Annotated in this window: 20 protein-coding genes; 13 read left to right on the top strand and 7 right to left on the bottom strand. The window is 55.0% G+C overall.

The window, feature by feature from the left end:
- Position 1 precedes the first annotated feature (1 nt).
- The 6 genes from ACRCWW_RS09865 to pheP all read left to right on the top strand — a co-directional run bounded on the left by ACRCWW_RS09865 (position 2) and on the right by pheP (position 8,543).
- Positions 2-1,099, top strand: a complete 1,098-nt coding sequence (locus ACRCWW_RS09865; RefSeq protein WP_438682283.1) for a BamA/TamA family outer membrane protein — start codon at positions 2-4, stop codon at positions 1,097-1,099.
- A gap of 23 nt (positions 1,100-1,122) precedes the next feature.
- Positions 1,123-2,205 carry a DUF4056 domain-containing protein gene (locus ACRCWW_RS09860; RefSeq protein ID WP_438682257.1) on the top strand — a complete coding sequence of 361 codons (1,083 nt, stop codon included), beginning with the start codon at positions 1,123-1,125 and terminating at the stop codon, positions 2,203-2,205.
- A 181-nt stretch (positions 2,206-2,386) separates the two neighbouring features.
- A complete protein-coding gene (locus ACRCWW_RS09855; RefSeq protein WP_438682256.1) occupies positions 2,387-3,562 on the top strand; it encodes an OmpP1/FadL family transporter in 1,176 nt (391 codons plus the stop codon).
- Between the two features lie 166 nt (positions 3,563-3,728).
- On the top strand, positions 3,729-4,799 hold the full coding sequence (locus ACRCWW_RS09850; RefSeq protein WP_438682255.1) for a hypothetical protein: 1,071 nt from the start codon (positions 3,729-3,731) through the stop codon (positions 4,797-4,799).
- A gap of 58 nt (positions 4,800-4,857) precedes the next feature.
- Complete coding sequence (locus tag ACRCWW_RS09845; RefSeq protein ID WP_438682254.1) at positions 4,858-7,047, top strand: TonB-dependent receptor; 2,190 nt, start codon at positions 4,858-4,860, stop codon at positions 7,045-7,047.
- 104 nt (positions 7,048-7,151) lie between these two features.
- Complete coding sequence (gene pheP, locus ACRCWW_RS09840; protein WP_438682253.1) at positions 7,152-8,543, top strand: phenylalanine transporter; 1,392 nt, start codon at positions 7,152-7,154, stop codon at positions 8,541-8,543.
- Positions 8,544-8,577: 34 nt separating this feature from the next.
- Here the strand turns inward: pheP and ACRCWW_RS09835 are convergent, their stop codons facing one another.
- The gene (locus ACRCWW_RS09835; protein WP_438682252.1) at positions 8,578-9,819 is read right to left on the bottom strand and encodes a mechanosensitive ion channel family protein; all 1,242 of its coding nucleotides are present in this window, start codon (positions 9,817-9,819) and stop codon (positions 8,578-8,580) included.
- A gap of 64 nt (positions 9,820-9,883) precedes the next feature.
- Positions 9,884-11,302: an MFS transporter gene (locus tag ACRCWW_RS09830; protein WP_438682251.1), complete on the bottom strand. Its 1,419-nt coding sequence runs from the start codon at positions 11,300-11,302 to the stop codon at positions 9,884-9,886.
- Positions 11,303-11,410: 108 nt separating this feature from the next.
- Between ACRCWW_RS09830 and ACRCWW_RS09825 the strand changes: the two genes are divergently transcribed.
- The 4 genes from ACRCWW_RS09825 to ACRCWW_RS09810 all read left to right on the top strand — a co-directional run bounded on the left by ACRCWW_RS09825 (position 11,411) and on the right by ACRCWW_RS09810 (position 14,102).
- Positions 11,411-12,280 carry a helix-turn-helix transcriptional regulator gene (locus ACRCWW_RS09825; RefSeq protein WP_438682250.1) on the top strand — a complete coding sequence of 290 codons (870 nt, stop codon included), beginning with the start codon at positions 11,411-11,413 and terminating at the stop codon, positions 12,278-12,280.
- A 38-nt stretch (positions 12,281-12,318) separates the two neighbouring features.
- Entirely contained in the window at positions 12,319-13,362 is a 1,044-nt protein-coding gene (locus ACRCWW_RS09820; protein WP_438682249.1) for a DUF2157 domain-containing protein, read from the top strand.
- A gap of 142 nt (positions 13,363-13,504) precedes the next feature.
- Positions 13,505-13,822, top strand: coding sequence for a type II toxin-antitoxin system RelE/ParE family toxin (locus tag ACRCWW_RS09815; RefSeq protein WP_438682248.1), 318 nt, complete (start codon positions 13,505-13,507; stop codon positions 13,820-13,822).
- Positions 13,815-14,102 carry a helix-turn-helix domain-containing protein gene (locus tag ACRCWW_RS09810; RefSeq protein WP_438682247.1) on the top strand — a complete coding sequence of 96 codons (288 nt, stop codon included), beginning with the start codon at positions 13,815-13,817 and terminating at the stop codon, positions 14,100-14,102. Before ACRCWW_RS09815 ends, ACRCWW_RS09810 begins: the two co-directional genes overlap by 8 nt.
- Before the next feature lie 37 nt (positions 14,103-14,139).
- Here the strand turns inward: ACRCWW_RS09810 and nfsB are convergent, their stop codons facing one another.
- From nfsB to ACRCWW_RS09795, 3 genes are all read right to left on the bottom strand, one after another.
- Positions 14,140-14,793: an oxygen-insensitive NAD(P)H nitroreductase gene (nfsB, locus tag ACRCWW_RS09805; RefSeq protein ID WP_438682246.1), complete on the bottom strand. Its 654-nt coding sequence runs from the start codon at positions 14,791-14,793 to the stop codon at positions 14,140-14,142.
- 121 nt (positions 14,794-14,914) lie between these two features.
- Complete coding sequence (locus tag ACRCWW_RS09800; RefSeq protein ID WP_438682245.1) at positions 14,915-15,283, bottom strand: MmcQ/YjbR family DNA-binding protein; 369 nt, start codon at positions 15,281-15,283, stop codon at positions 14,915-14,917.
- Positions 15,280-15,861 carry a TetR/AcrR family transcriptional regulator gene (locus tag ACRCWW_RS09795; protein WP_438682244.1) on the bottom strand — a complete coding sequence of 194 codons (582 nt, stop codon included), beginning with the start codon at positions 15,859-15,861 and terminating at the stop codon, positions 15,280-15,282. The genes ACRCWW_RS09800 and ACRCWW_RS09795 overlap by 4 nt, the downstream gene beginning before the upstream one ends.
- Before the next feature lie 190 nt (positions 15,862-16,051).
- Here ACRCWW_RS09795 and ACRCWW_RS09790 point away from each other — a divergent pair, with 190 nt between their 5' ends.
- From ACRCWW_RS09790 to ACRCWW_RS09780, 3 genes are all read left to right on the top strand, one after another.
- Positions 16,052-17,152, top strand: a complete 1,101-nt coding sequence (locus ACRCWW_RS09790) for an MBL fold metallo-hydrolase (protein WP_438682243.1) — start codon at positions 16,052-16,054, stop codon at positions 17,150-17,152.
- Positions 17,153-17,184: 32 nt separating this feature from the next.
- Complete coding sequence (locus tag ACRCWW_RS09785) at positions 17,185-17,526, top strand: RamA family antibiotic efflux transcriptional regulator (RefSeq protein WP_438682242.1); 342 nt, start codon at positions 17,185-17,187, stop codon at positions 17,524-17,526.
- Positions 17,527-17,656: 130 nt separating this feature from the next.
- On the top strand, positions 17,657-19,222 hold the full coding sequence (locus ACRCWW_RS09780) for an alpha/beta hydrolase-fold protein (RefSeq protein WP_438682241.1): 1,566 nt from the start codon (positions 17,657-17,659) through the stop codon (positions 19,220-19,222).
- On the opposite strand, the gene ACRCWW_RS09775 is transcribed toward ACRCWW_RS09780, so the two are convergent.
- Positions 19,208-19,447 carry a DUF1158 domain-containing protein gene (locus tag ACRCWW_RS09775; protein ID WP_438682240.1) on the bottom strand — a complete coding sequence of 80 codons (240 nt, stop codon included), beginning with the start codon at positions 19,445-19,447 and terminating at the stop codon, positions 19,208-19,210. The genes ACRCWW_RS09780 and ACRCWW_RS09775 overlap by 15 nt on opposite strands.
- Before the next feature lie 52 nt (positions 19,448-19,499).
- Positions 19,500-20,615 (bottom strand): YbdK family carboxylate-amine ligase, encoded by a 1,116-nt coding sequence (locus ACRCWW_RS09770; RefSeq protein WP_438682239.1) that lies wholly within the window; start codon positions 20,613-20,615, stop codon positions 19,500-19,502.
- Positions 20,616-20,621 lie beyond the last annotated feature (6 nt).

Raw genomic sequence — 20,621 nt, 5'->3', positions numbered from 1 at the left:
TATGAGCGTGAGCTGGACGCCCTTAACGCTTGCAGCGCTGGATGAAAAAACCATTGATGACTTTCTGGGAAAACTGGGCGCAGACAATCAGTACGATCCTGGCAAAGGCATTGACTGGAGCGTGCTGCCGGGGCCGTTTTACACCCCGGAGCTTCGCCTTGGGTTAGGGACGGCGGTGGCCGGGATTTACCGTGTTGATTCGAACGATAAAACCACGCAAAACTCATCCCTCTCTTTTACCGGCTTTGTCAGCACCAGCGGCGCGCTGGGATTGGGGTTACACAATTACACCTTTTTTACCGACGATCGCTGGCGGCTGTTTGTGGATGGCGGTGTGGCGAGAGTGCCAACCAAATTCTGGGGCGTGGGCTACGACGCGGCACAGGGCAGCTCGCAAAAATACGACAACAATTCCATTCAGGTGCATCCGCAGCTGATGCGACAGCTGGCGCCCAATTTATATCTCGGTGCGGGCTGGGACTTCTCCGCGATGAACGCCAATGTGGAAGACCGGCAGCCGAACGATAAATTCTCGCAATATGCTGACTCCACGACGCCTGTCAGTTCTGGCGCGACAATCAGCCTGAACTACGATTCCCGCGATGTGATTACCCGGCCGCAGCGCGGGCAATTTATCAGCATTGAATACAGCTATTTCGACCCGGCGCTGGGGTCGGATACCCATTTCACCGCCACGCAGCTGCAATACAATTACTATCATCCGATAGATGATAAACGCGTGCTGGCGTTCGATTTATGGGGGCGCTTTACTCACGGTGATGTGCCGTGGGACAGGCTTTCGCAGGCAGGCGATGACAGCCGCCTTCGTGGTTATTACCAGGGGCGCTACCGCGATAATGACGTGGTCAGCGGCCAGGTGGAGTACCGTCAAAAGCTAAACTGGCGACACGGCTATGTGCTGTGGGCAGGGGTGGGGGCGCTGGGCAGTTCTCCGGCAGATTTAGGTGAACACCCGCTACTGCCCACGGTGGGTGTCGGGTATCGTTTCGAAGTGAAGCCGTCGATGAACATCCGGCTCGATTTAGGGTTTGGTCGCGAGAGCGCCGGTTTTTATTTTCAGGTTGCGGAGGCGTTTTGATGCGAGGGTGGTGGCTGAGTCTGATGATGTTAAGCAGTGCAGCGATGGCGGCAGAAACCTTGCTGCCGATAGAACACGCACATCGCGTTTCGCCGGTTGTGCAAAAACTTTCTGCGCCTGAATCGCTGCGCCCTTGCTGTGCCTTTGGTTACGATCTCAACGTACGTGCTGTAGGAGTGCCGATCCCGGTATATCAGATTGGCAACGTGCTGACGCTGGATGGCCTGGGGCATCATCATTACAACGACAGCGCGCTGGGGGCCGTGAAAAACCTTGTTGGGCTCAGCGATGAGAAAAGCGGCCTCATCTATACCCATCGCGGGGGCTTTATTGATATTGCCCATGTGCGCGACACGGCCGATAACACCTTCTATTTATTCTCTGAAATCTACCCCAAACTGGGGCAGCAATGGCGGCTGTTCTACAGCGAAGAGTTAGGGCTGCGCCGTATTCAGCTGAATGCCTTCACGCCGCCTGCGGGCATGACTCAGCGCTATACGCTCGCCGCCTGGCTCGCAGGGAAAATCGGCTTCGAATTAGCGCAGTGGCACGAGATTGCGCAATGGTATGGTTTTCAGTCGGTGCCAGGATTCTCAGAGGAAATATCGGCGTTTTCGCCCGAAGATCTTTATTCGAACTTGCTCGGTGCCAGGCTTGCGATTAACGTCATTCTGCAAGGCCATGCCGGGTCGGTTGAGGATTATAACAAAGCCATGGATGCCGAATTACACAAAGCCCTTGTCGGGCTTGATGTTGCCACGCGAGAAGAGACTGAAAAGAAATTCCGCGAAATTGACGGCGACTGGTGGAACAGCAAACGCAGAGTGCCGGATAAATTTCTGGTGCTGAAACGCAATTATTCTTTGAGCGACAGCCGTGTGCCAACCCCGGTGCCGTTTGAAAAAGCCGAACCGTTCCATTTAATGATGCCGGATACGGTTGTGCGGTACCGACTTTCTACTCTGGGTGAACTGCAAATTCACAAAGGGCGCGATATGGAACGCTTGCCAGCGCCCGCTGATTATTATTCTCCCGATGAGTTTCAGGGGCTGGCAAATAAAGCAGAAGCGGCCGACAAAACGCAACTGGATCGCATGCAAAAATAAGTGGGCTGGGTTTAATAATAAACAACACTGTAGCTGAATAAATAAGCATCTCTTTGTTATCATTTCGCCCCTTTAAAATAGAGGGGTATTCGCGTTGATTTGAATGGCAATTTCAAGGCGAGTAACTATGCTTCTTTTACACATAACAATGATGAATTCGCTCATTTTCGGCAGGTGGCAAATGAAAAAAATCGCCCTCGTGTGCTCTGGTCTTATTTTCTCCTCTGTGGCGAACGCCAGCGCACTCTATTTTTACGAAATTGGTACGGAAGATACCGCACTGGCGGGAGCCGGGCAGGCTGCCCGAGCGCAGGACGCCTCGACAATTGCGACCAACCCGGCGGGCATGACGCGTTTACCCGATCACATGTTTACGGGCGGACTTCAGGCGCTGGGTGGTGATATCAATTACCAGCTGGATAACGACGCTCAGCAAAGCCCCGGTAATGTATTAAACGTCACGCCAAATGCCAGCGGATTCTACAGCCAGAAGATTAATGACAATTTATATGCCGGGATTGGGTTGTACGGCAATTTCGGTCTGGGGCTGGATTTCGGTGACTGGTCAGGCGATCGGGTGCTGAAAAAAGCCACCGTTGCGGCGCTGACCATCAGTCCTTCACTGGCGTATAAACTCAGCGATCGCGTGTCTGTGGGCGCGTCCGTCAATGCTAACTACGGGTTTTTGAGTCTGACGCGTAACGTGAATGGCAATGACGAAAAAGATAAGGATCACGACTGGGAAGCGAGCTATCGTCTCGGGCTGCTGATGGATCTGACTGACCAGACTCGCGCAGGCATCACCTGGAACAGTGAAACGAAGTACGATTTTAACGTCAATGCGACAGCGCGACTGCCGCAGGGCGACTATCGCTTACCTATTTCCGCACAGGTAAATGCCCCACAGCAGTTGATGTTTAGCCTGGTGCACGATATCGACAAACAGTGGTCGGTGATGGGGGATCTGGGTTGGCAGGACTGGAGTCAGTTTGGTGCGCCAGAAATCCGTGTTAATGGCCAGCAGGTCAACAATACCAATCGCATGAAGGACACCTGGCATACGGCGGTGGGCGTGCAGTATCGTCCGACGGAAGACTGGCGTTTGAACGCAGGAGTTGCGTTTGACAGCACCCCGTATCGCGATCAGAGTGATGTCTCATTGAGTTTGCCTACCGGCGACGAATGGCGTTTCGCGACGGGTGCGCAGTATCAAATTACGCCCGCCAGCAACGTTGGCTTCGCGGTGGAATATCTGCATATGCAGTCTTCAAAAGTCCAGACTCCGGCCATCGCCGCAGGCAGCTATGACCATCCTTACCTGTGGTTTGCTAGCGTGAACTACAGCTACCAGTTCTGAGTTCAGGCCGGTCTGAAACAAGCGGAGAGTGTCGTAAGGCGCTCTCTTTTTTTATCTTAGCTTCCCCCCTCTTACTGTCTCTCTCTGCGCTTTCCGCTTGAAGAAATAAAGATAATGCGTATAGTTCTCATTCTCTTTTTTGTTTGATTTTGGCAGGGAACTTTTGATGAAACGTACACTCACCGCGTTCGCCGTAGCGTTCGCGCTGGTTGGCTGTGCTGCGCAGAGCACGCCGACGGCAAAACAAGCGCCACAACCCGTTGTGCCAGCCGCCACCGATATCGTGACCCGCAATCTGGCCGATGGCCTGTATGAGATGGCCTTAAGCCCGGCGGGCGATGCGCTGTACGTCGCCAGCGCCGAAGGATTTAAAGATGTGCAGGGTGGGGTGGTATACAAACTCGATCCGGCTACCCTGAAAACCACGGGCGCCAGCCATACCGATCTGAAAAACTTCGCCATGGCGATGTCAGCCGATGGCAAAACGGTGTACGTCACCAACTCTCTCGACGGTGGCATCAGCGCCATCAACACCGCCGATGGCAAAGTCAAAGCTCGCCTGCTGTTCCCGGAACGTAACGAAAAAGGCCTGCCGTATGGCGCACGCCAAATCCTGCTGCACAACGACACGCTGTATGTCGGTGCCGTTGCTGATCCAGCGGTGATTTGGGTGGTGGATGCCAAAACGCTGAAGCTGAAGACCCGCATTAAAAACACCGGGAAGTGGATGACCGGCCTGCATTACTCCGATAACACCGGGCGTCTGTATGCCGCGAACGGCGGCGGTGAAATTCTGGTGATCAACCCGCGCAATAACCGCATCGAACAGCGCTGGAAGCCGCTCGGCGATAAGCCTGCTCTGCTGCTGAATATGGCGGAAGACAGTGAAACGGGACGTCTGTTTGTGACCGATAACTCGCAGGCCAAAACCACGCTGGTGCTGGATATTCACAGCGGAAAAGTAGTGAAAGACCTGAACATCGGCGACTCGCTGGGCGTGATTTTCAACCCGAAGCTCCACGAGATTTACGTTTCCCAGCGTGAAACAGGCAAGGTGCTGAGCCTCGATGCCACAAGCTATGCGGTGAAAAAGAGCTGGGATCTCAAACCGAATCCCAACAGCCTTCTGCTTTCCGCTGACGGACAGACGCTGTACGTCACCGTCAAACAAGCCTTCAACAAAGATCATTCCACCGATGGGCCCGACCACGTCGTGCGCATTGCGCTGAACCACTAAAAAAGTCCGGCCCGGCAACGGGCCATTTTGTTTCACTTAGCCTCGTTAAAAACAAATCATGCATAACTCCAACACAACTGCGTTTCGTAAAACGCTGCTGGCACTCGCCATCGGCGCGGTTTCTCACTCTGCCCTGGCGGCAGACACTCAGCAAAAAACAGCCAGCGAAGAAACCATGGTGGTTCAGGCGACCGAAGGGAATGATTTCATACCCGGTGGCAACGATCTGGTGCCGGCGTTCCTCGACGGGCAGGTGGCCCACGGTGGGCGTCTGGGGATGCTCGGCGAACAAAACGCAATGGACGTGCCGTTTAACGTTGTCGGCTACACCTCAAAACTGGTGAAGGATCAGCAGGCAAAAACCATCGCTGATGTCGTGCGCAACGATGCCAGCGTGCAGCCGGTGCAGGGTTACGGCAACTTCGCGGAGACCTATAAAATCCGTGGCTTCGAACTCGATGGCGACGACATTACGATGGGCGGCCTGGCGGGCGTGGTGCCGCGTCAGGTGATGGACACCCAAATGCTTGAGCGCGTCGAGATTTTCAAAGGCGCAAACGGCCTGCTAAACGGCGCGGCGAGCACCGGTGTCGGCGGGATGATCAACCTCGAGCCGAAGCGTGCGGAAGACACGCCGACAGCGAGCGTTGGCGTGGATTACACTTCTGATTCTCAGGTAGGCGGCACGCTGGATCTGGGCCGTCGCTTCGGTGACAACAACCAGTTTGGCGCACGATTCAACTTTGTCGATCGCGAAGGGGAAACGGCTGTTGATGCTGACAAACGCCGTACCACACTGGCGTCGCTCGGCCTGGATTACCGTGGCGATCGCCTGCGCACGTCGCTGGATTTGGGCTACCAGAAGAAAACGTTCCACGGCGGGGAAATGGGCGTCAACATCAGCGGCGTGAATTTCATTCCTGAAGTGCCTGACAGCAGTAAAAACTACAGCCAGACCTGGGGCTACAGCGATATCGAAAGTGAATTCGGGATGGCAAAAGCCGAATACGATCTGACCGATAACTGGACGACCTATGCGGCGTTTGGCGGGCAGCACTCTCACGAAATCGGCACTTACTCTGCACCTAAGCTGATCAATGAAAGCGGCGATGCCACCGTCGGCCGTCTGGATACTAACCGTATCATTGACGCCTGGAGCGGCATGGGCGGCCTGCGTGGCAACTTCGATACCGGCCCGGTCAGCCACAGCGTTAACGTCGGATACGCAGCCCAAATTAAAGAAGACAAAACGGCATGGCGCATGTCTTCCAACAATCCGACCACCAATATCTATGACAACCAGGGGGTGGCGAAACCGGACAACGCCTGGTTTGGCGGCAACTATTTCGACCCGCTGACCACAGCCCGTAGCCGGACTCAGGGCTGGCTGTTAAGCGACACGCTGGGCTTCTTCGACGATCAGGTGCTGTTCACCGCCGCGGCCCGTCACCAGAAAGTCGTGGTGCGCAACTACAGCAACGCGACGGGGCTGGAAGATACCTCTTCACGCTATACCGAAAGCCGCTGGACGCCCACTTACGGCATTGTTTACAAGCCGTGGAAAGAGCTTTCGCTGTACGCGAACCACACCGAAGCGCTGCAACCCGGCGACAATGCGCCAACGGGGGCTGCGAACTACGGCCAGAGCATGGGCATTCTGCACTCCAAACAGAATGAAGTGGGGGTGAAGATTGATTACGAGCGGGTGGGCGGCTCACTGGCGCTGTTCGAAATTAAGAAGCCCTCTGCGCTGCTGAACAGCGATAACTACTATGTGCTGGATGGCGAGCAGCGTAACCGGGGCGTCGAACTGAACGTGTTTGGTGAACCGGTTCTCGGCCTGCGTCTGAACGGCAGCACGACATGGCTTGATCCGGAACTGACCAAAACGGCGGGCGGCACCAATGATGGCAACGATGCCATTGGCGTGTCTCGTTTCTATGCGGTGCTGGGCGCGGAATACGATATCAAGCCTGTGGATGGTCTGACGGCAACGGCAAAAGTGAGCCACACCGGTTCGCAGTATGCCGATGCGGCAAACACCAAAAAGCTGGACAGCTACACCACGCTTGATCTCGGCGTGCGCTACCGTACCCGCGTAAACGCAAATCAGAACGAAATGGTCTGGCGCGTGGGCGTGGATAACGTCACCAATGAGAAATACTGGTCCGGGGTAGAAAGCTACGGCACCTACATCTTCCAGGGTGAACCTCGCACAGTGAAGGTATCGATGAGCTACGACTTCTGATGATGGCCTCATTCCGGCGGGATAACTCGCCGGAACGAAACTTGCGACACCTCCGATGAAGTGTTAAAAGGTGCCCCTTCGAAAAAACGCTACAGGGGAACGACGTGAGAAACGCGTCATCCGCATCCGAAAATTTGCCAACGGATGCTGAGTCGGACAGTCAGCCGACGCTTCACCGCGGTTTGCAAAACCGCCATATCCAGTTAATCGCTCTCGGCGGGGCCATTGGCACCGGGCTGTTTCTTGGGATAGGTCCTGCCATTCAGATGGCCGGGCCTGCCGTGGTGCTGGGCTATGCCCTCGCCGGGATCATTGCTTTTCTTATCATGCGCCAGCTCGGTGAAATGGTGGTTGAAGAGCCCGTCTCCGGTTCTTTCGCCCACTTCGCCTATAAATACTGGGGGCCGTTCGCCGGGTTCCTGTCTGGCTGGAACTACTGGGTGATGTTTGTGCTGGTCGGGATGGCCGAGTTGACCGCCGCCGGGATTTATATGCAGTACTGGCTGCCCGACGTGCCAACCTGGGTCTGGGCCGCAGGCTTCTTTCTCATCATTAATGCCGTGAATCTGGTGAATGTGCGCCTGTATGGCGAAACCGAATTCTGGTTTGCGCTGATCAAAGTGCTGGCGATTGTCGGGATGATTGGCTTTGGGCTGTGGATGCTGTTTACCGGCCATGGCGGTGAGCGCGCCAGCTTCGATAACCTCTGGCAGCACGGAGGGTTCCTCGCAACAGGCTGGCATGGGCTGGTCCTGTCGCTGGCGGTTATCATGTTCTCATTTGGCGGGCTGGAACTGATTGGCATTACCGCTGCCGAAGCGCGCGATCCGGAAACGACCATCCCCAAAGCGGTTAATCAGGTGGTGTACCGTATTTTGCTGTTCTATATCGGTTCGCTGGTGGTGCTGTTGGCGCTCTATCCGTGGCTGGAAATCAAATCGGACAGCAGTCCTTTTGTGATGATTTTTCACAACCTTGACAGCAACCTGGTGGCCTCTGCGCTTAATTTCGTGATTCTTGTGGCATCGCTGTCTGTTTATAACAGCGGGGTCTATTCCAACAGCCGCATGCTGTTTGGCCTGTCTGTGCAGGGGAATGCGCCGAAATTCCTCACCCGCGTCAACCGTCGCGGTGTACCAGTGAATTCGTTGATGCTCTCTGGCGTGATCACCTCGCTGGTGGTGCTGGTGAACTACCTGCTGCCACACGAAGCATTTGGCCTGCTGATGGCGCTGGTTGTGGCAACACTGCTGCTGAACTGGGTGATGATTTGCCTCGCGCATTTGAAGTTCCGTGTCGCGCAGCGTCGCAAAGGGCGCGAGCCGAAATTCCGCGCCCTGTGGGCACCTGCCAGCAACTACCTGTGCATTGCGTTTCTGCTGATGATTTTTGTGCTGATGCTGACAATGGACGGGATGCGCCTGTCGGCAATCCTTCTACCGGTGTGGGTGATTTTCCTGTTCGTTGCTTTTAAGACGTTGAGAAAACGTGCCTGATAAACGAATCCCGCCGTCTGGCGGGATTTTTTTTCTATGCGTGGGCACCTGATAATGCGCGAATATCATTGCCGGTCGGACTCTGGTGAATGCGTAAACCAAACTCATCGACGACCGCAAAAATGTGGTCAAAAATATCGGCCTGAATCCCTTCATATTCCGCCCAAACCACGGTGTTGGTGAAGGCGTAGATTTCCAGCGGCAGACCGTTAGCATCCGGCGCTAACTGGCGAACCATCAGGGTCATGTCTTTACGAATGCGAGGGTGATTGCGCAGGTACTCATTCAGGTACACGCGGAACGTGCCGACGTTGGTCATTTTGCGTCGGTTGAGAATGGACTCATCGCCACCCTGTTGCTGGTTCCACTGACTGATTTCCTGATGACGGCTGTCCATGTACGGCTTCAGGAGTTTCGCCTGAATCAGTCGTTCCTGTTCCTGCTCATCAAGAAAATGGATGCTGGTGGTATCGAGATTAATGCTGCGTTTAATACGACGGCCGCCGGAGGATGACATGCCGCTCCAGTTTTTGAAGGAGTCCGACACCAGTGCCCAGGTTGGAATGGTGGTAATGGTGTTATCCCAGTTGCGCACTTTGACGGTCGTCAGACCGATATCGGTGACGGCACCATCTGCGCCATATTTCGGCATTTCCAGCCAGTCGCCCAGACGCAGCATGTCGTTCGCCGAAAGCTGTATCCCCGCAACCAGCCCGAGAATCGGATCTTTAAATACCAGCATTAATACCGCTGCCATCGCGCCCAATCCGCTGATTAATATGGCTGGTGACTGACCCAGCAGCAGCGAAATAATCAGGATCCCGACCAGGATAGCGCTGATCAGTTTAATGCCCTGGAAAATGCCTTTCAGCGGAAGCTGGGAAGAAAAGGTATATTTCCGCGACAGATTAAGCACGACATCCAGAAGCGAGAAAAAGGTCAGCAGCGAATACAACATCACCCAAAGCTGGGCGCAGTTGATAAGAATGCTGGACGCGTCGCTGCCTTTTTGCAGCCAAAGCATCGCCTGTACCTGAACCACAATCCCTTGAACCGTCAGGGCGGCACGGTGAAAGAGCTTGTTCTGGGTGATGATTTGCAACCAAAAATGCTGGCTGGTCTGCGCCCGTTTTTCAAAAGCGCGCAGCACCACCCGGTGCAATATCACGTGCAGAATAATCGCGGTGAGAAAAATAATTCCGAAAATGATAATAAGCGATGTGGTGTGATTAATGTCGATGCCCCATTTCTCGAAGGCTTTTATTATTTCCTGCATAACTTCTCCTCTATTTCAGCGGTCATGATGACCGCTGAGAGAATAAGATGCAAACCGCATGGCCTCAGAGTGACGGTACCGGACAGCCAGATAAATGCTGACGGAAGCTCAATGCGACCGCCGCGAGCAGCAGCATCAACAGCACTTCCAGCCCCAGAAAACCGACGATCGCCGTAATGTAACCGCCGCCTGAAGCCAGGGCCAGAAACATGCTTCCCAGCACCGCAGGGCCCAGCCCGAGCGTGGATTGCTGAAGCGTACTCAAAATAGCACTGCCTGCTCCCGCATCCTGTTTTTTGATATCACGCATGCCAATCCGGTAAAAACTGTTGACGATAAGCGCCTGCCCGTAGCCAATCAGCGCCGTGGCCGGAGCCAGCGTTACCGCACTGGTGTGCAGGCCAAAATGCCAGAAGGTCAGCATCAGCAGCAGCAGGCCTGCGAGTTGTACTGACAGGCCAGTCAGCAGGATTTTGCCCATGCTGTAACGCGCGATAAGCTTTGGTGCGAAGAGGGCTGAAACAAAATAGGCGATGCCGAGCGCGATAAAACTGTTGCCCGACTGCCAGGGAGCCATGCCCAGCCCACTCTGCATGGTCAGCGCCATGCAAAACATAAAACCGGACCAGGCGCTGAAAAAGAGCAGGGCGATCACCAGCCCAAAACGGATGCTCGGCAGCTTCAGCAGGCGCGGTGGCAGAAGCGGCATTTGTCCTTGCTGCTGCTTTGCCAGCGCATTCTGACGCATTAGCCAGATAAGCGGGATGAGTGCCACTAACATCAGTTGCAGGGCTAACGGCCAGTGCAGCTCTCTGCCGAGTGCCATGGGAAACAGCAGGCAGCAGAGGATCATGGCCAGGTAAACGGTGCCCGGCCAGTCAATGCCAGAAGGGCTTTCGCTGCGGGTTTCCGGGACATAGTGATGACTCAGTGCCAGGACTAAAAGACAAACAGGCACGTTGATAAAAAAGGCATTCCGCCAGCCTAATCCGCCAAAATCGGCGGAAACCAGCCAGCCACCGCCCATTTGCCCGACAATAAATGCGATGCCGCCAATGCCGCCATAAAGACTGATTGCGCGGGCATGTTCGCGCCCTTTAAGCGTCACATGCAGCGTCGCCAGAATTTGCGGCACGATGAGCGCGGCGCCTGCCCCTTGTAAGGTTCGTGCGGCAAGCAGGGCGTGAACTGAGCCGGCCATCCCGCACAACAATGAGGCTAAGCCAAACAGGGCGACACCCCACATAAATACCCGGCGGCGGCCGTGGTTATCGCCAAGCTTACTGCCCATCGCCAGACAAACCGCGAAGGCTACGCCGTACAAGGCGACAATCAGCTCCAGTTGAGTGGGCGTGGTGTGCAGCGACCGGGTGATGGGATCCAGCGCCACGTTGGTAATGGATGTGTCTATCAGCGGCAGCATTTGTCCGGTCAGAAGTATCAGCAAACCGGCACGGCCAGGTGAAACAGCAGACGAATTCATGGGAGACTCCATTGCGTCATTCAGGGATCGGACGTAGCATCGCTGAATGAATAAACGGGTACCAGTTCCTGGTTATACTGGTACTGGCACTACTATGCTGGAGGACCGATGTCGCTGATCGCGCCTGTTGAGTTGACCCCATCACTGCATGACGATAGCCGCAAACAGTTGGGCGCTTTTCTGCGCTCGCGGCGTGAAAGTCTTGATCCACAACGGCTAGGCATGCCACGCAGTGGACGGCGGCGAACGCCTGGCTTGCGTCGTGAAGAAGTCGCGATGCTGGCCGATGTGGGCGTCACCTGGTACACGTGGCTGGAGCAGGGCAGGGAAGTGAACCCCTCTGCGGCCGTGATGCAGGCCGTGGCCAATGCGCTTCAGTGCTCGCCGTTAGAAACACGCCATCTTTTTGTGCTGGCAGGATTGCCGCCTCAGGAATCCTTGCAAATTCCACAATGTGAAGGGATCAGCGCAGGAACGCGGCGGATGCTGGACACCCTCATGCCGCAGCCCGCCAGCATTCAGAAGCCCAATTTCGATATCGTGGCCTGGAACGACAGCTTTTGCCGCTTAATGGGCGTGGATTTTGCCACCCTGCCGGAGGAAGATCGGAACTGCATTTATCTCTATCTGACTCATGAAGCCTGGCAAAGCCGCCTCGCCCATCCGGACGTGTTGCCCACTTTTGTCTCCTACTTCCGCGCGGCGATGGCCGAACATCGTGGCGATCCGGCCTGGGAAGACAAACTGGCGCGTTTTTTTGCCGCCTCCTCTGAATTTGAATCGCTCTGGCATCAGCGCTACGAAGTGCGCGGCGTCGAAAACCAGCTCAAAACGTTTCACCATCCCGTGCTCGGCGTCTTCAATCTTCAGCTGATGTACTGGTATTCTGCCCCCCGGAATGGTTCGCGTCTTTTAGTCTATCTGCCGGTGGATGAAGCCGGTGAAAACGCGCTGCAATGGCTTGATTCACAGCGATAAGTCAGCGTCCGTTATGTCGTTATCGGAAAGGAAACAGGATGAACGTCACCCGCAAACAGGAACGTATTATTCGCCGGGCTTTGGCTGACTGGCAGGGGGAAGGGGAGTTGAGTGAAGCTGAACACCAGCGTTTGGCGGCCACGCTTCGACCTGCGGATTTTGACTGGCGACGGCTGAGCCGTTATGCCTTTTGGATCGCCATCGCGTGCGTACTGATCGCGCTGGCAAGCCTGTTTGCGGACAGCGAGTTGATGGCGTATTTGCTGGCGATTTTTTCATTTTCTGGTCTTTCGCGCATCCTTTTACCTGCCGTTATGGCGGCCGTGTTTTATGTGTGGGGGTTTCGGCGGCAGCGTCGGGAAACCCAATGGCATTACAGCACGGAAGCTATTTTATTCCTTGGCGTAGTGTTCACTGCGCTGGCGCTTTGGCAACTTGGTGAAAGGCTGGATGACGGCAGCGGACATATCGCGCCGCTGTTCCTGCTTGGCTGCGCGGTTTACGGCGCGGTGGGCTGGTTGGCTCGTTCCTCACTGGTATGGCTGTTCTTCCTGCTGGCGCTGGGTAACTGGTTTGGCGCGGAAACTGGCTATGTCTCCGGCTGGGGCGCGTACTGGCTAGGGATGAACTACCCGATTCGCTTCGTCCTGTTTGGCGGTGCGTTGTTGACCGGGTGCGTGTTGCTGAAACGTATTTTACAGGCTCGCCAGCTGTTGACCGTCAGCAAAGCCATGGGGCTGACTTATCTGTTTATCGCCCTGTGGATCATGTCGATTTTCGGTAACTACGATCTTGATAGCTGGAGCATCAGCTCGCATGCCGAGCTGCTTCCGTGGGCATTGCTGTTTGCGGTTGCTGCCGGGGTGTGTCTTTATATCAGCCTGAAAACCGATGACGGCATGCTGCGTGGCTTCGGCCTCACGTTCCTCGCCATCAATCTCTACACCCGCTTCTTCGAGTATTTCTGGGATGGCCTGCATAAAGTGGTTTTCTTCCTGATTTTAGCGGCCTCGCTGGCCGTTCTTGGGCGGTATGCCGAGAAAATCTGGCATGCAGGAATGTATTCCACTGCAAAAAAGTAAAACTCTTCTGAAGCCAACTCGCTCTTTTCCCTGCGGGTTCCTGCACTTTTCTGCCTGATACGTTAACGTTCAGGTGAAAAGTGCAAATTTAGCCTTTAAGGCAATTTGCCTTATATGCTAAGTTCTCAGGGAGAAGAGCGATATGTTTCGACTGGAAGTACATGACTCGGCGCAGGAAGAGCTTCTTGCTTTGCCGAAGCGGGTTCAGGCCCGACTTATTCGCCAACTGGATAAACTGCGAGCAAACCCTACGGTGTTACGTGAGCCAGACTCAAAGCCATTAGGGAATGGGTTATTTGAAATTCGCACAGTAGGTTTCTTCCATACTCGCGGGATCTATGTGTACCGACGAGGCAAAGTTATCTGGTTGTTAAGGGTCTTTGTGAAGAAAACACAGAAGACACCGAAGGCCGAGCTTCACCTCGCGATGAACAGACTAAAGGAGATGCACGATGAGTAAGAATATCATTCCCTGGGATGAAGTCAGAGCGAAAATGCTTGCTCAGCCCGGCGTGAAGGAAGCTTATGATGCCCTGGAGCGGCAAGAGCGTCTGCGAGACATGCTGGCGCAGTGGCGTCAGGTTGCAGGGTTAACGCGTTCTCAGGTTGCTGAACGAATGGGCGTGACGCCACCGACGGTATCCAGAATGGAGGCCAATGTGACTCGTGCAAGCCTCGACACGCTGACACGCTATGCGCTGGCGTGTGGCGTTGAAAATCCGATCATTAAGCTTTATTGAAAGACGCCCGACGACAGAACATCGCCGGGCGACGAGATTAGATCTCGGTCACTGTCGTGCTCTGCGGCAGACGGGATTTTGGCAGGCTGGCGTTGAAGTCTTCCACGCTGTGGCGGCCAACCGGCACCACCACGACGCTGGTGAAGCCTTTTTCTTCCAGGCCAAACTCTTCATCCATGATCGCGGCATCAAACCCTTCGATAGGCACTGCATCCAGACCCATAGCGGCCACGCCGAGCAGGAAGTTACCGACGTTCAGGTAGACCTGTTTCTGCATCCAGTGGCTGTCATCTTTCAGCTCTTTGCGGTGTAAATCGGCGAAGAAGGTGCGGCCTTTGTGGTTGCCCGCTTTGGCTTCTGGGGTGGCGAAACGGCCATCTGCGTCTTCCTGATCGACCACTTTTTCAAGCCAGGCATCATCCATTGCGGTTTTCGCACAGAACACCACGACGTGGGAAGCATCCAGCATTTTGCGTTCGTTGAAAACGAAACCGCCAGCGGCGGATTTCGCCACGCGAGCTTTGCCTTCTTCCGTGCTGGCAACGATAAAGTGCCACGGCTGAGAGTTGGTGCTGGACGGGCTGAACTGCAGCAGGGTTTTCAGATTTTCAGCCTGAGCGGCGGTCAGCTTCACGCTGGCATCAAAAGCTTTGGTTGAGTGGCGTTTTAAGGCGACGGAAATGATGTCCATGATGGCTCCTCAAAGTGGTAACACCCCGTAGCGGGTGCGTTCAGTGGGAGCAGAGTACAGCGCAAGCTGCGAAAAGATAAGTATTAAATAACCGATAACACTTGTTGTTAAAAACAGAAAATCACAGCGGGCGCATCATTTTTTGCTGCCGTTTAGGCAGCTTATCCACCACGCAATGCCAGGAGTCGTCGATGAGCGATTCGACCAGTTCAGGGCTGATATCATCGCCACCGTAGACGGTTATCCAGTGTTTTTTATTCATGTGATAACCCGGCCCAATGCTCTTATAAATCTCCTGATGCAACAGGACGTTATCCGGTCTGGCTTTGAGGTTGATGATGGGCTGACCGCGCAGCGTCAGGGCAATCATGAAGATTTTGCCGCCGACCTGGTAGACGTCATATTCCGGGCCAAACGGCCAGGCTTGCTCGGTGAAGGGCAGTTCAAGGGCGAACTGGTGAGCGTGTTTGACGACCGCTTCCCCCTTCATGAGACGCCTTCCTCAGCCAGCGCCAGCCACATTGCTTCAAAACCCAGTGCGGTCAGGTCGCCTGCGCGCTTTGGTTCATGGCTGGCAAACTCAATGGTGGTTTCGGCCAGAGACAAAAACAGCGCATCGCCAAAGGCACGATAGGATTCAGAGAGAAACACCTCGCGCACGGAACGTTCGCAGAGCTTATTCAGCTCCGGGAACATGTCGGAAACCTGCTGTTTGGTGTCGGCGGTGATTTTTTCACTGACGGCCATACGACGAATGGCTTTGTGACCAATGGGGTTTTGCACGCCCCAGCTGATGTAGCTGTTCCAGATGCAGCGGGTGAAGTCTTTCGGCGTCACCGCGCTGCGGATCCCGGCAAGCATGGTTTCGCACAGCGAGCTCTTCAGGTGCAGATAAAGCGCGTTGAGCAGATCGTCTTTAGTGGCGAAATAACGAAACAGCGTCCCTTCGGCAACCCCTGCATTTCGGGCAATCAGGGCAGTCGATGCCGCGATGCCTTGCTGGGCGATGGCGGCCGTTGCGGCCTCCAGCAACGCTTGTTTTTTATCTTCACTCTTCGGACGAGCCACTACACTTTACCTCTCAGTCTGTAAAATACGTCGATTGAAACATGCCGCTTGCAGCACTTCAACGGCGAATGTCAAAAATTGAAAATCGTCTTGACGACTTTCTTCTCCTTTCTATAATGAGTGCTTACTCACTCATAATCAAGTTTCTTCCCACAGTGTCTCCAGGATGGAGCCTGTCTTCGGTCAGGATATGAAGCGTCTTTTGTTAAGTGTGGTCGTCATTATGTTAATTGCCAGCGCAGCAAGTTTACCGTTTGTCCTGAATGCCGGGTTTGGCAAAGCGCCACAGGGCGCGCAGCTCAGCACCGTTGAACGCTCTGCAAACTATCGCGACGGTCAGTTTCACAACCAGCAGCCCACCCCGAGCTGGTCCGGGCAAAAAAGTATGCCTGCCGCAATCTGGGAGTTTCTGACCGTTAAGCGTGAAAATGCCCGTCCGCAGCAGCCGTTACCGAGGGTCAAAACCGATCTCGCGAGCCTGCCAGCGCAACAAGATGTGATGATTTGGCTCGGGCATTCTTCCTGGTATTTACAGCTTTCCGGGAAACGCATTTTGATTGATCCGGTGTTCAGCAGTTATGCCGCACCGTTTTCCTTTTTGAATAAAGCTTTTGCAGGGGACTATCCCTGGAGTGCGGCGACAATGCCGGAGATTGATCTGCTGATTATCTCGCACGATCACTACGACCATCTGGATTACGCCACCATCAAAGGGCTGATGCCCAAAATTAAGCGTGTGGTGACGCCGCTGGGCGTAGGGTCGCATCTGCGCTACTGGGGAATGGACAGCGAGATCATTACCGAGGCGGACTGGAACCAGAAGGTTGAGATAAGCGACGAGTTGACCATCCATGTGCTGCCTGCTCGCCACTTTTCAGGCCGCGGCCTGAAGCGCAATCAGACCTTGTGGGCGAGCTTCATGTTCGTCACCCCGGAGCAAAACATTTACTACAGCGGTGACAGCGGCTATGGCCCGCATTTCAAAGCCATCGGCGAGCAGTTTGGTCAGGTCGATTTAGCCATTATGGAAAACGGCCAGTACGACCAGGACTGGAAGTACATTCATATGCTGCCAGAAGAAACGGCGCAGGCCGCGGTTGATCTCAACGCCCGCGCCGTGTTGCCAGGCCATGCCGGGCGTTTCGTTCTTGCGAAACACACCTGGGATGATCCGTACAAACAGCTGACCAAAGCCAGTGAAGGGAAAGACTATCGCCTGTTAACACCGGTTCAGGGTGAACCTGTTTGGGTCGCCAATCGCGACCAGCAATTTCGTGCCTGGTGGGAATAATCGCCGGGCCATTCAGAGGAGGGGAGGAAGGTATGACGATTTCCGCTCAGGTTATTGACACCATTGTCGAGTGGATTGACCACAATCTGCACCAGCCACTGCGTATTGACGATATCGCACGTCATGCGGGGTACTCAAAATGGCACCTGCAACGCCTGTTTTTACAGCAAAAAGGGGAGAGTCTTGGACGCTACATTCGCGAGCGCAAGCTGCGACTGGCAGCAGAAGAACTGCGAGAAACCGATCAGAAGGTGTACGACATTTGCCTGAAGTACGGCTTTGACTCGCAACAGACGTTCACCCGGGTCTTTACCCGAACGTTTAAACAGCCGCCTGGTGCCTGGCGTAAAGAACACCAGAGCCGGACGCATTAGCCGCTATCCACTAGCCCGTTTAACGGGCTTTTTTTATGTCTTCACGACATATCCACAGCACAAATGTTATTGAAAACAATTCCCATTTGCATTAGCGTGATGCGCAATGTTCATCAGGGAAACAAGCACAATGAAGACGGCGTGGAGTGGCGTGTTGATGGGGCTCAGTGCAATGCCCGCAGCGGCAGTAACCTGCGAATCTCCTTCGGTTCAGGGAGAACAAAAAGGGAAGTTTGATGCCAGCGGAGAAGTCTGTTTTGAACTGCCCGAGCTTGGGGAAAACTATGTTCAGGCCACGCTTGTTGGCGTGACCGATGCGCGCCTGCTGGACAGAGACAACCGGCGAATTCGTACCTTACTGGAAGGCGGGCCGGAAGACGGCACGCAAACCCTGCTGTTTTCTCTGCCGCCGTACCAGCCGACGACGCTGGTTCTCAACGGCAACGAAGGCGCGCGCTGGCATTTTCAGTGGAGAATGAAAGAAACCACGTCGCTGGCAAAAAGTGAAAGCCCATCACCGACCAGCCCTTTGTTGCAGCAATTAGCGAAAACGCTGGCGCAGGGCGGTTCGACCGCTGATTTCTGGCAAGCGCGTCAGCAGGAAGGCACGCCGTTGGTGGAACCTGTCGATGATAAACATAAGCGTGTCACCTTCCTTTGGCGCGGCGCTCGCCACAACGTCTTTCTTCTTGGCTCCCCTGCGGGCGATCACGACCCGCTCTATCGACTGGGGGATTCCGACGTCTGGTTTCACAGCTATGTGGTTCCCGCAGACACCCTGATGCAATACAAACTCGCGCCCGACGTCCCGCTGATTGAGGGGAACAGGCGTGAACAGCAGCGTGCGATTTTGGTCAGCGCTCAGGCCGATCCTTTGAATCCGGATACGCTACAACCCCAGCAAGATCGCTGGAACCGTTCCTCTCTGTTGGCGCTCAATCCTTCTCGATATTGCAGCCTGTCGGCCATGAAAGCACCGATTAAGTCAGGCTCGCTGACCCGCCATCAGCTGCACAGTGACTTTCTCGGCAACACACGGGAAATTACGCTCTATCGTCCAAGACTGCCGCAGCCAGCACGCTGGACGTTACTGCTCTTTGACGGCAGGCAGTATCAGGACGACTACCATTTCGCCAATATTCTCGACGGGCTGATTGCGAGTCATGCGTTGCCGCCGGTTAACGTCGTCTTTATCGATTCGTTAGATCACGCACGCCGCAGCGCCGAGCTGCCTCCCAATCCGCATTTTGCGGATTTCATGGCGCACGAGCTGCTGCCCTGGCTTCATCGTCAGGGGCTGAACATGCAGCGGCAGAAAACAGTGGTGGCAGGATCGAGTTACGGCGGGCTTGCCGCCTCGTGGGTGGCGTTACGCTATCCGCGCTTGTTCGGGAATGTGCTCAGTCTTTCCGGCTCTTACTGGTGGGCGCCGAAAGGGGAAGCGGCCAGCTGGCTTACTCGTGAATATCAGCGAACGCCGCGCTATCCGGTGCGTTTCTGGCTACAGGCAGGTGCGTTTGAGGCAAGCGGCCCCGGCGGCGGCAACTACAAGCACACGCTGGAGTTTGAACAGGTGCTGCGTGAAAAAGGGTATCGCGTGAGCTTTCATCCTTCCTCCAGCGGCCATGACTATGCGGGCTGGTGCGAAGCGCTGGTGGAAGGGATGAGGGATTTCACCGGATTAGCGAGAAGGTGACAGCCAGCGCCGCCAGACGTAACGAATGACGAAAAACTCAATCGCGCCAAGGGCCAGGAACCAGACGCAAAACAGCAGCGTATAAAGCTGGTTCAAATCCATCAGGTGGAAAACCGTCACTATATTTTGCGCCACTGTCAGCCCCAGGGAAGGGGCGGGCAGCAGCAGGCAGGAGAGAAACGCCATCAGTAAAATGCCACCGGCGGTGATCAGGGAGTCGAGCATAATGTTCATTGTCAGTCAAAAATGATGCCTGATGATACCTCAAGTTCCTGCCTCAGGCGGCCCAAATCTCGCAGTGTTTTTCCACCAGTGAAATCAGCGATCCCCCTCCGGCGATAAACGCTCTCATCTTATCGGCCTCGCTATGACCTTGTTTTACCAACAGAGAAAGGGCATCGATGGCGCTGCCTGCCTGGTGCATTTCGGCCCACGGTGCAACGGTGTCCAGCAGACGTTGGATGTCCTCGGTAAGCGTTCGTTGCTCTCCGCTATGAACATCGGTCAGAACGCCTTCCAGCCCATATCGGCAGGCCTGAAAACGGTTAAATTTATACAGCAGGTAATCGCGTTCCTGATGCTTAAAGGGCCGGGTTTCGAGCAGCCAGCGGGCGGTGGCCTGAATCAGCCCGGCAATGTTGACCGCGTGACCCAGGGTTAGCGGCGTATCCATCACGCGGACTTCCACCGTGCCAAAATGCGGACTGGGGCGAATGTCCCAGTGCAAATCTTTAATGCTGTCAATCATGCTGGTGTAGCTTAGCCGACGGAACAACCCTTCAAACTCCTGCCAGTTCGTCACCCAGGGCATGGGCCCCATGTCGGGAAACGCGGAAAAAACGTTGAGGCGCGAAGAGGCAAACTTGCTGTCAGCGCCCTGAAGGTACGGGGAGGCTGCACTCAGCGCGATAAAATGAGGGACAAAGCGCGAAAGCCCGTGCAGCAGATAAATCGCGTCATCACCGTTCGAACACCCTACGTGAACATGCTGGCCGAAAACCGTTGCCTGCTGGATCAGATAACCAAACTGCTCCAGCGTCCGCAGATAACGCTCGTTATCGCACACTTCCTGGCGTTGCCATTTCTGAAACGGGTGGGTGCCACCACCACAGATTTGCACATGCTGACGAGAAGCCGCTTCCAGGACCGTCTGGCGAATGGCGGAAAACTGCGAGCTGGCCTGGTGGATATCCTCACAAACGCCCGTCGCAATCTCCAGCATGCTTTCGGTGATGTCGTGCTTGATTTCACCTGCGGTGACCGCTTCTCGTATCTGCGCAATCAGTGCAGAAGAGTCCTGGCTCAGGTCAAAGCCCGGCGGATTCACAACCTGCAATTCCAGTTCAATGCCTAAGGTAAACGGGGTGGAAACGTGGAAATCGGGGAGCGGCATGGGCAT

Origin of the sequence: Scandinavium sp. (assembly GCF_051650185.1) — a bacterium.
Classification (GTDB): Bacteria; Pseudomonadota; Gammaproteobacteria; order Enterobacterales; family Enterobacteriaceae; genus Scandinavium.
Note: the sequence above shows the minus strand (reverse complement) of the source record. Positions and strands in the feature narration are given on the sequence as shown.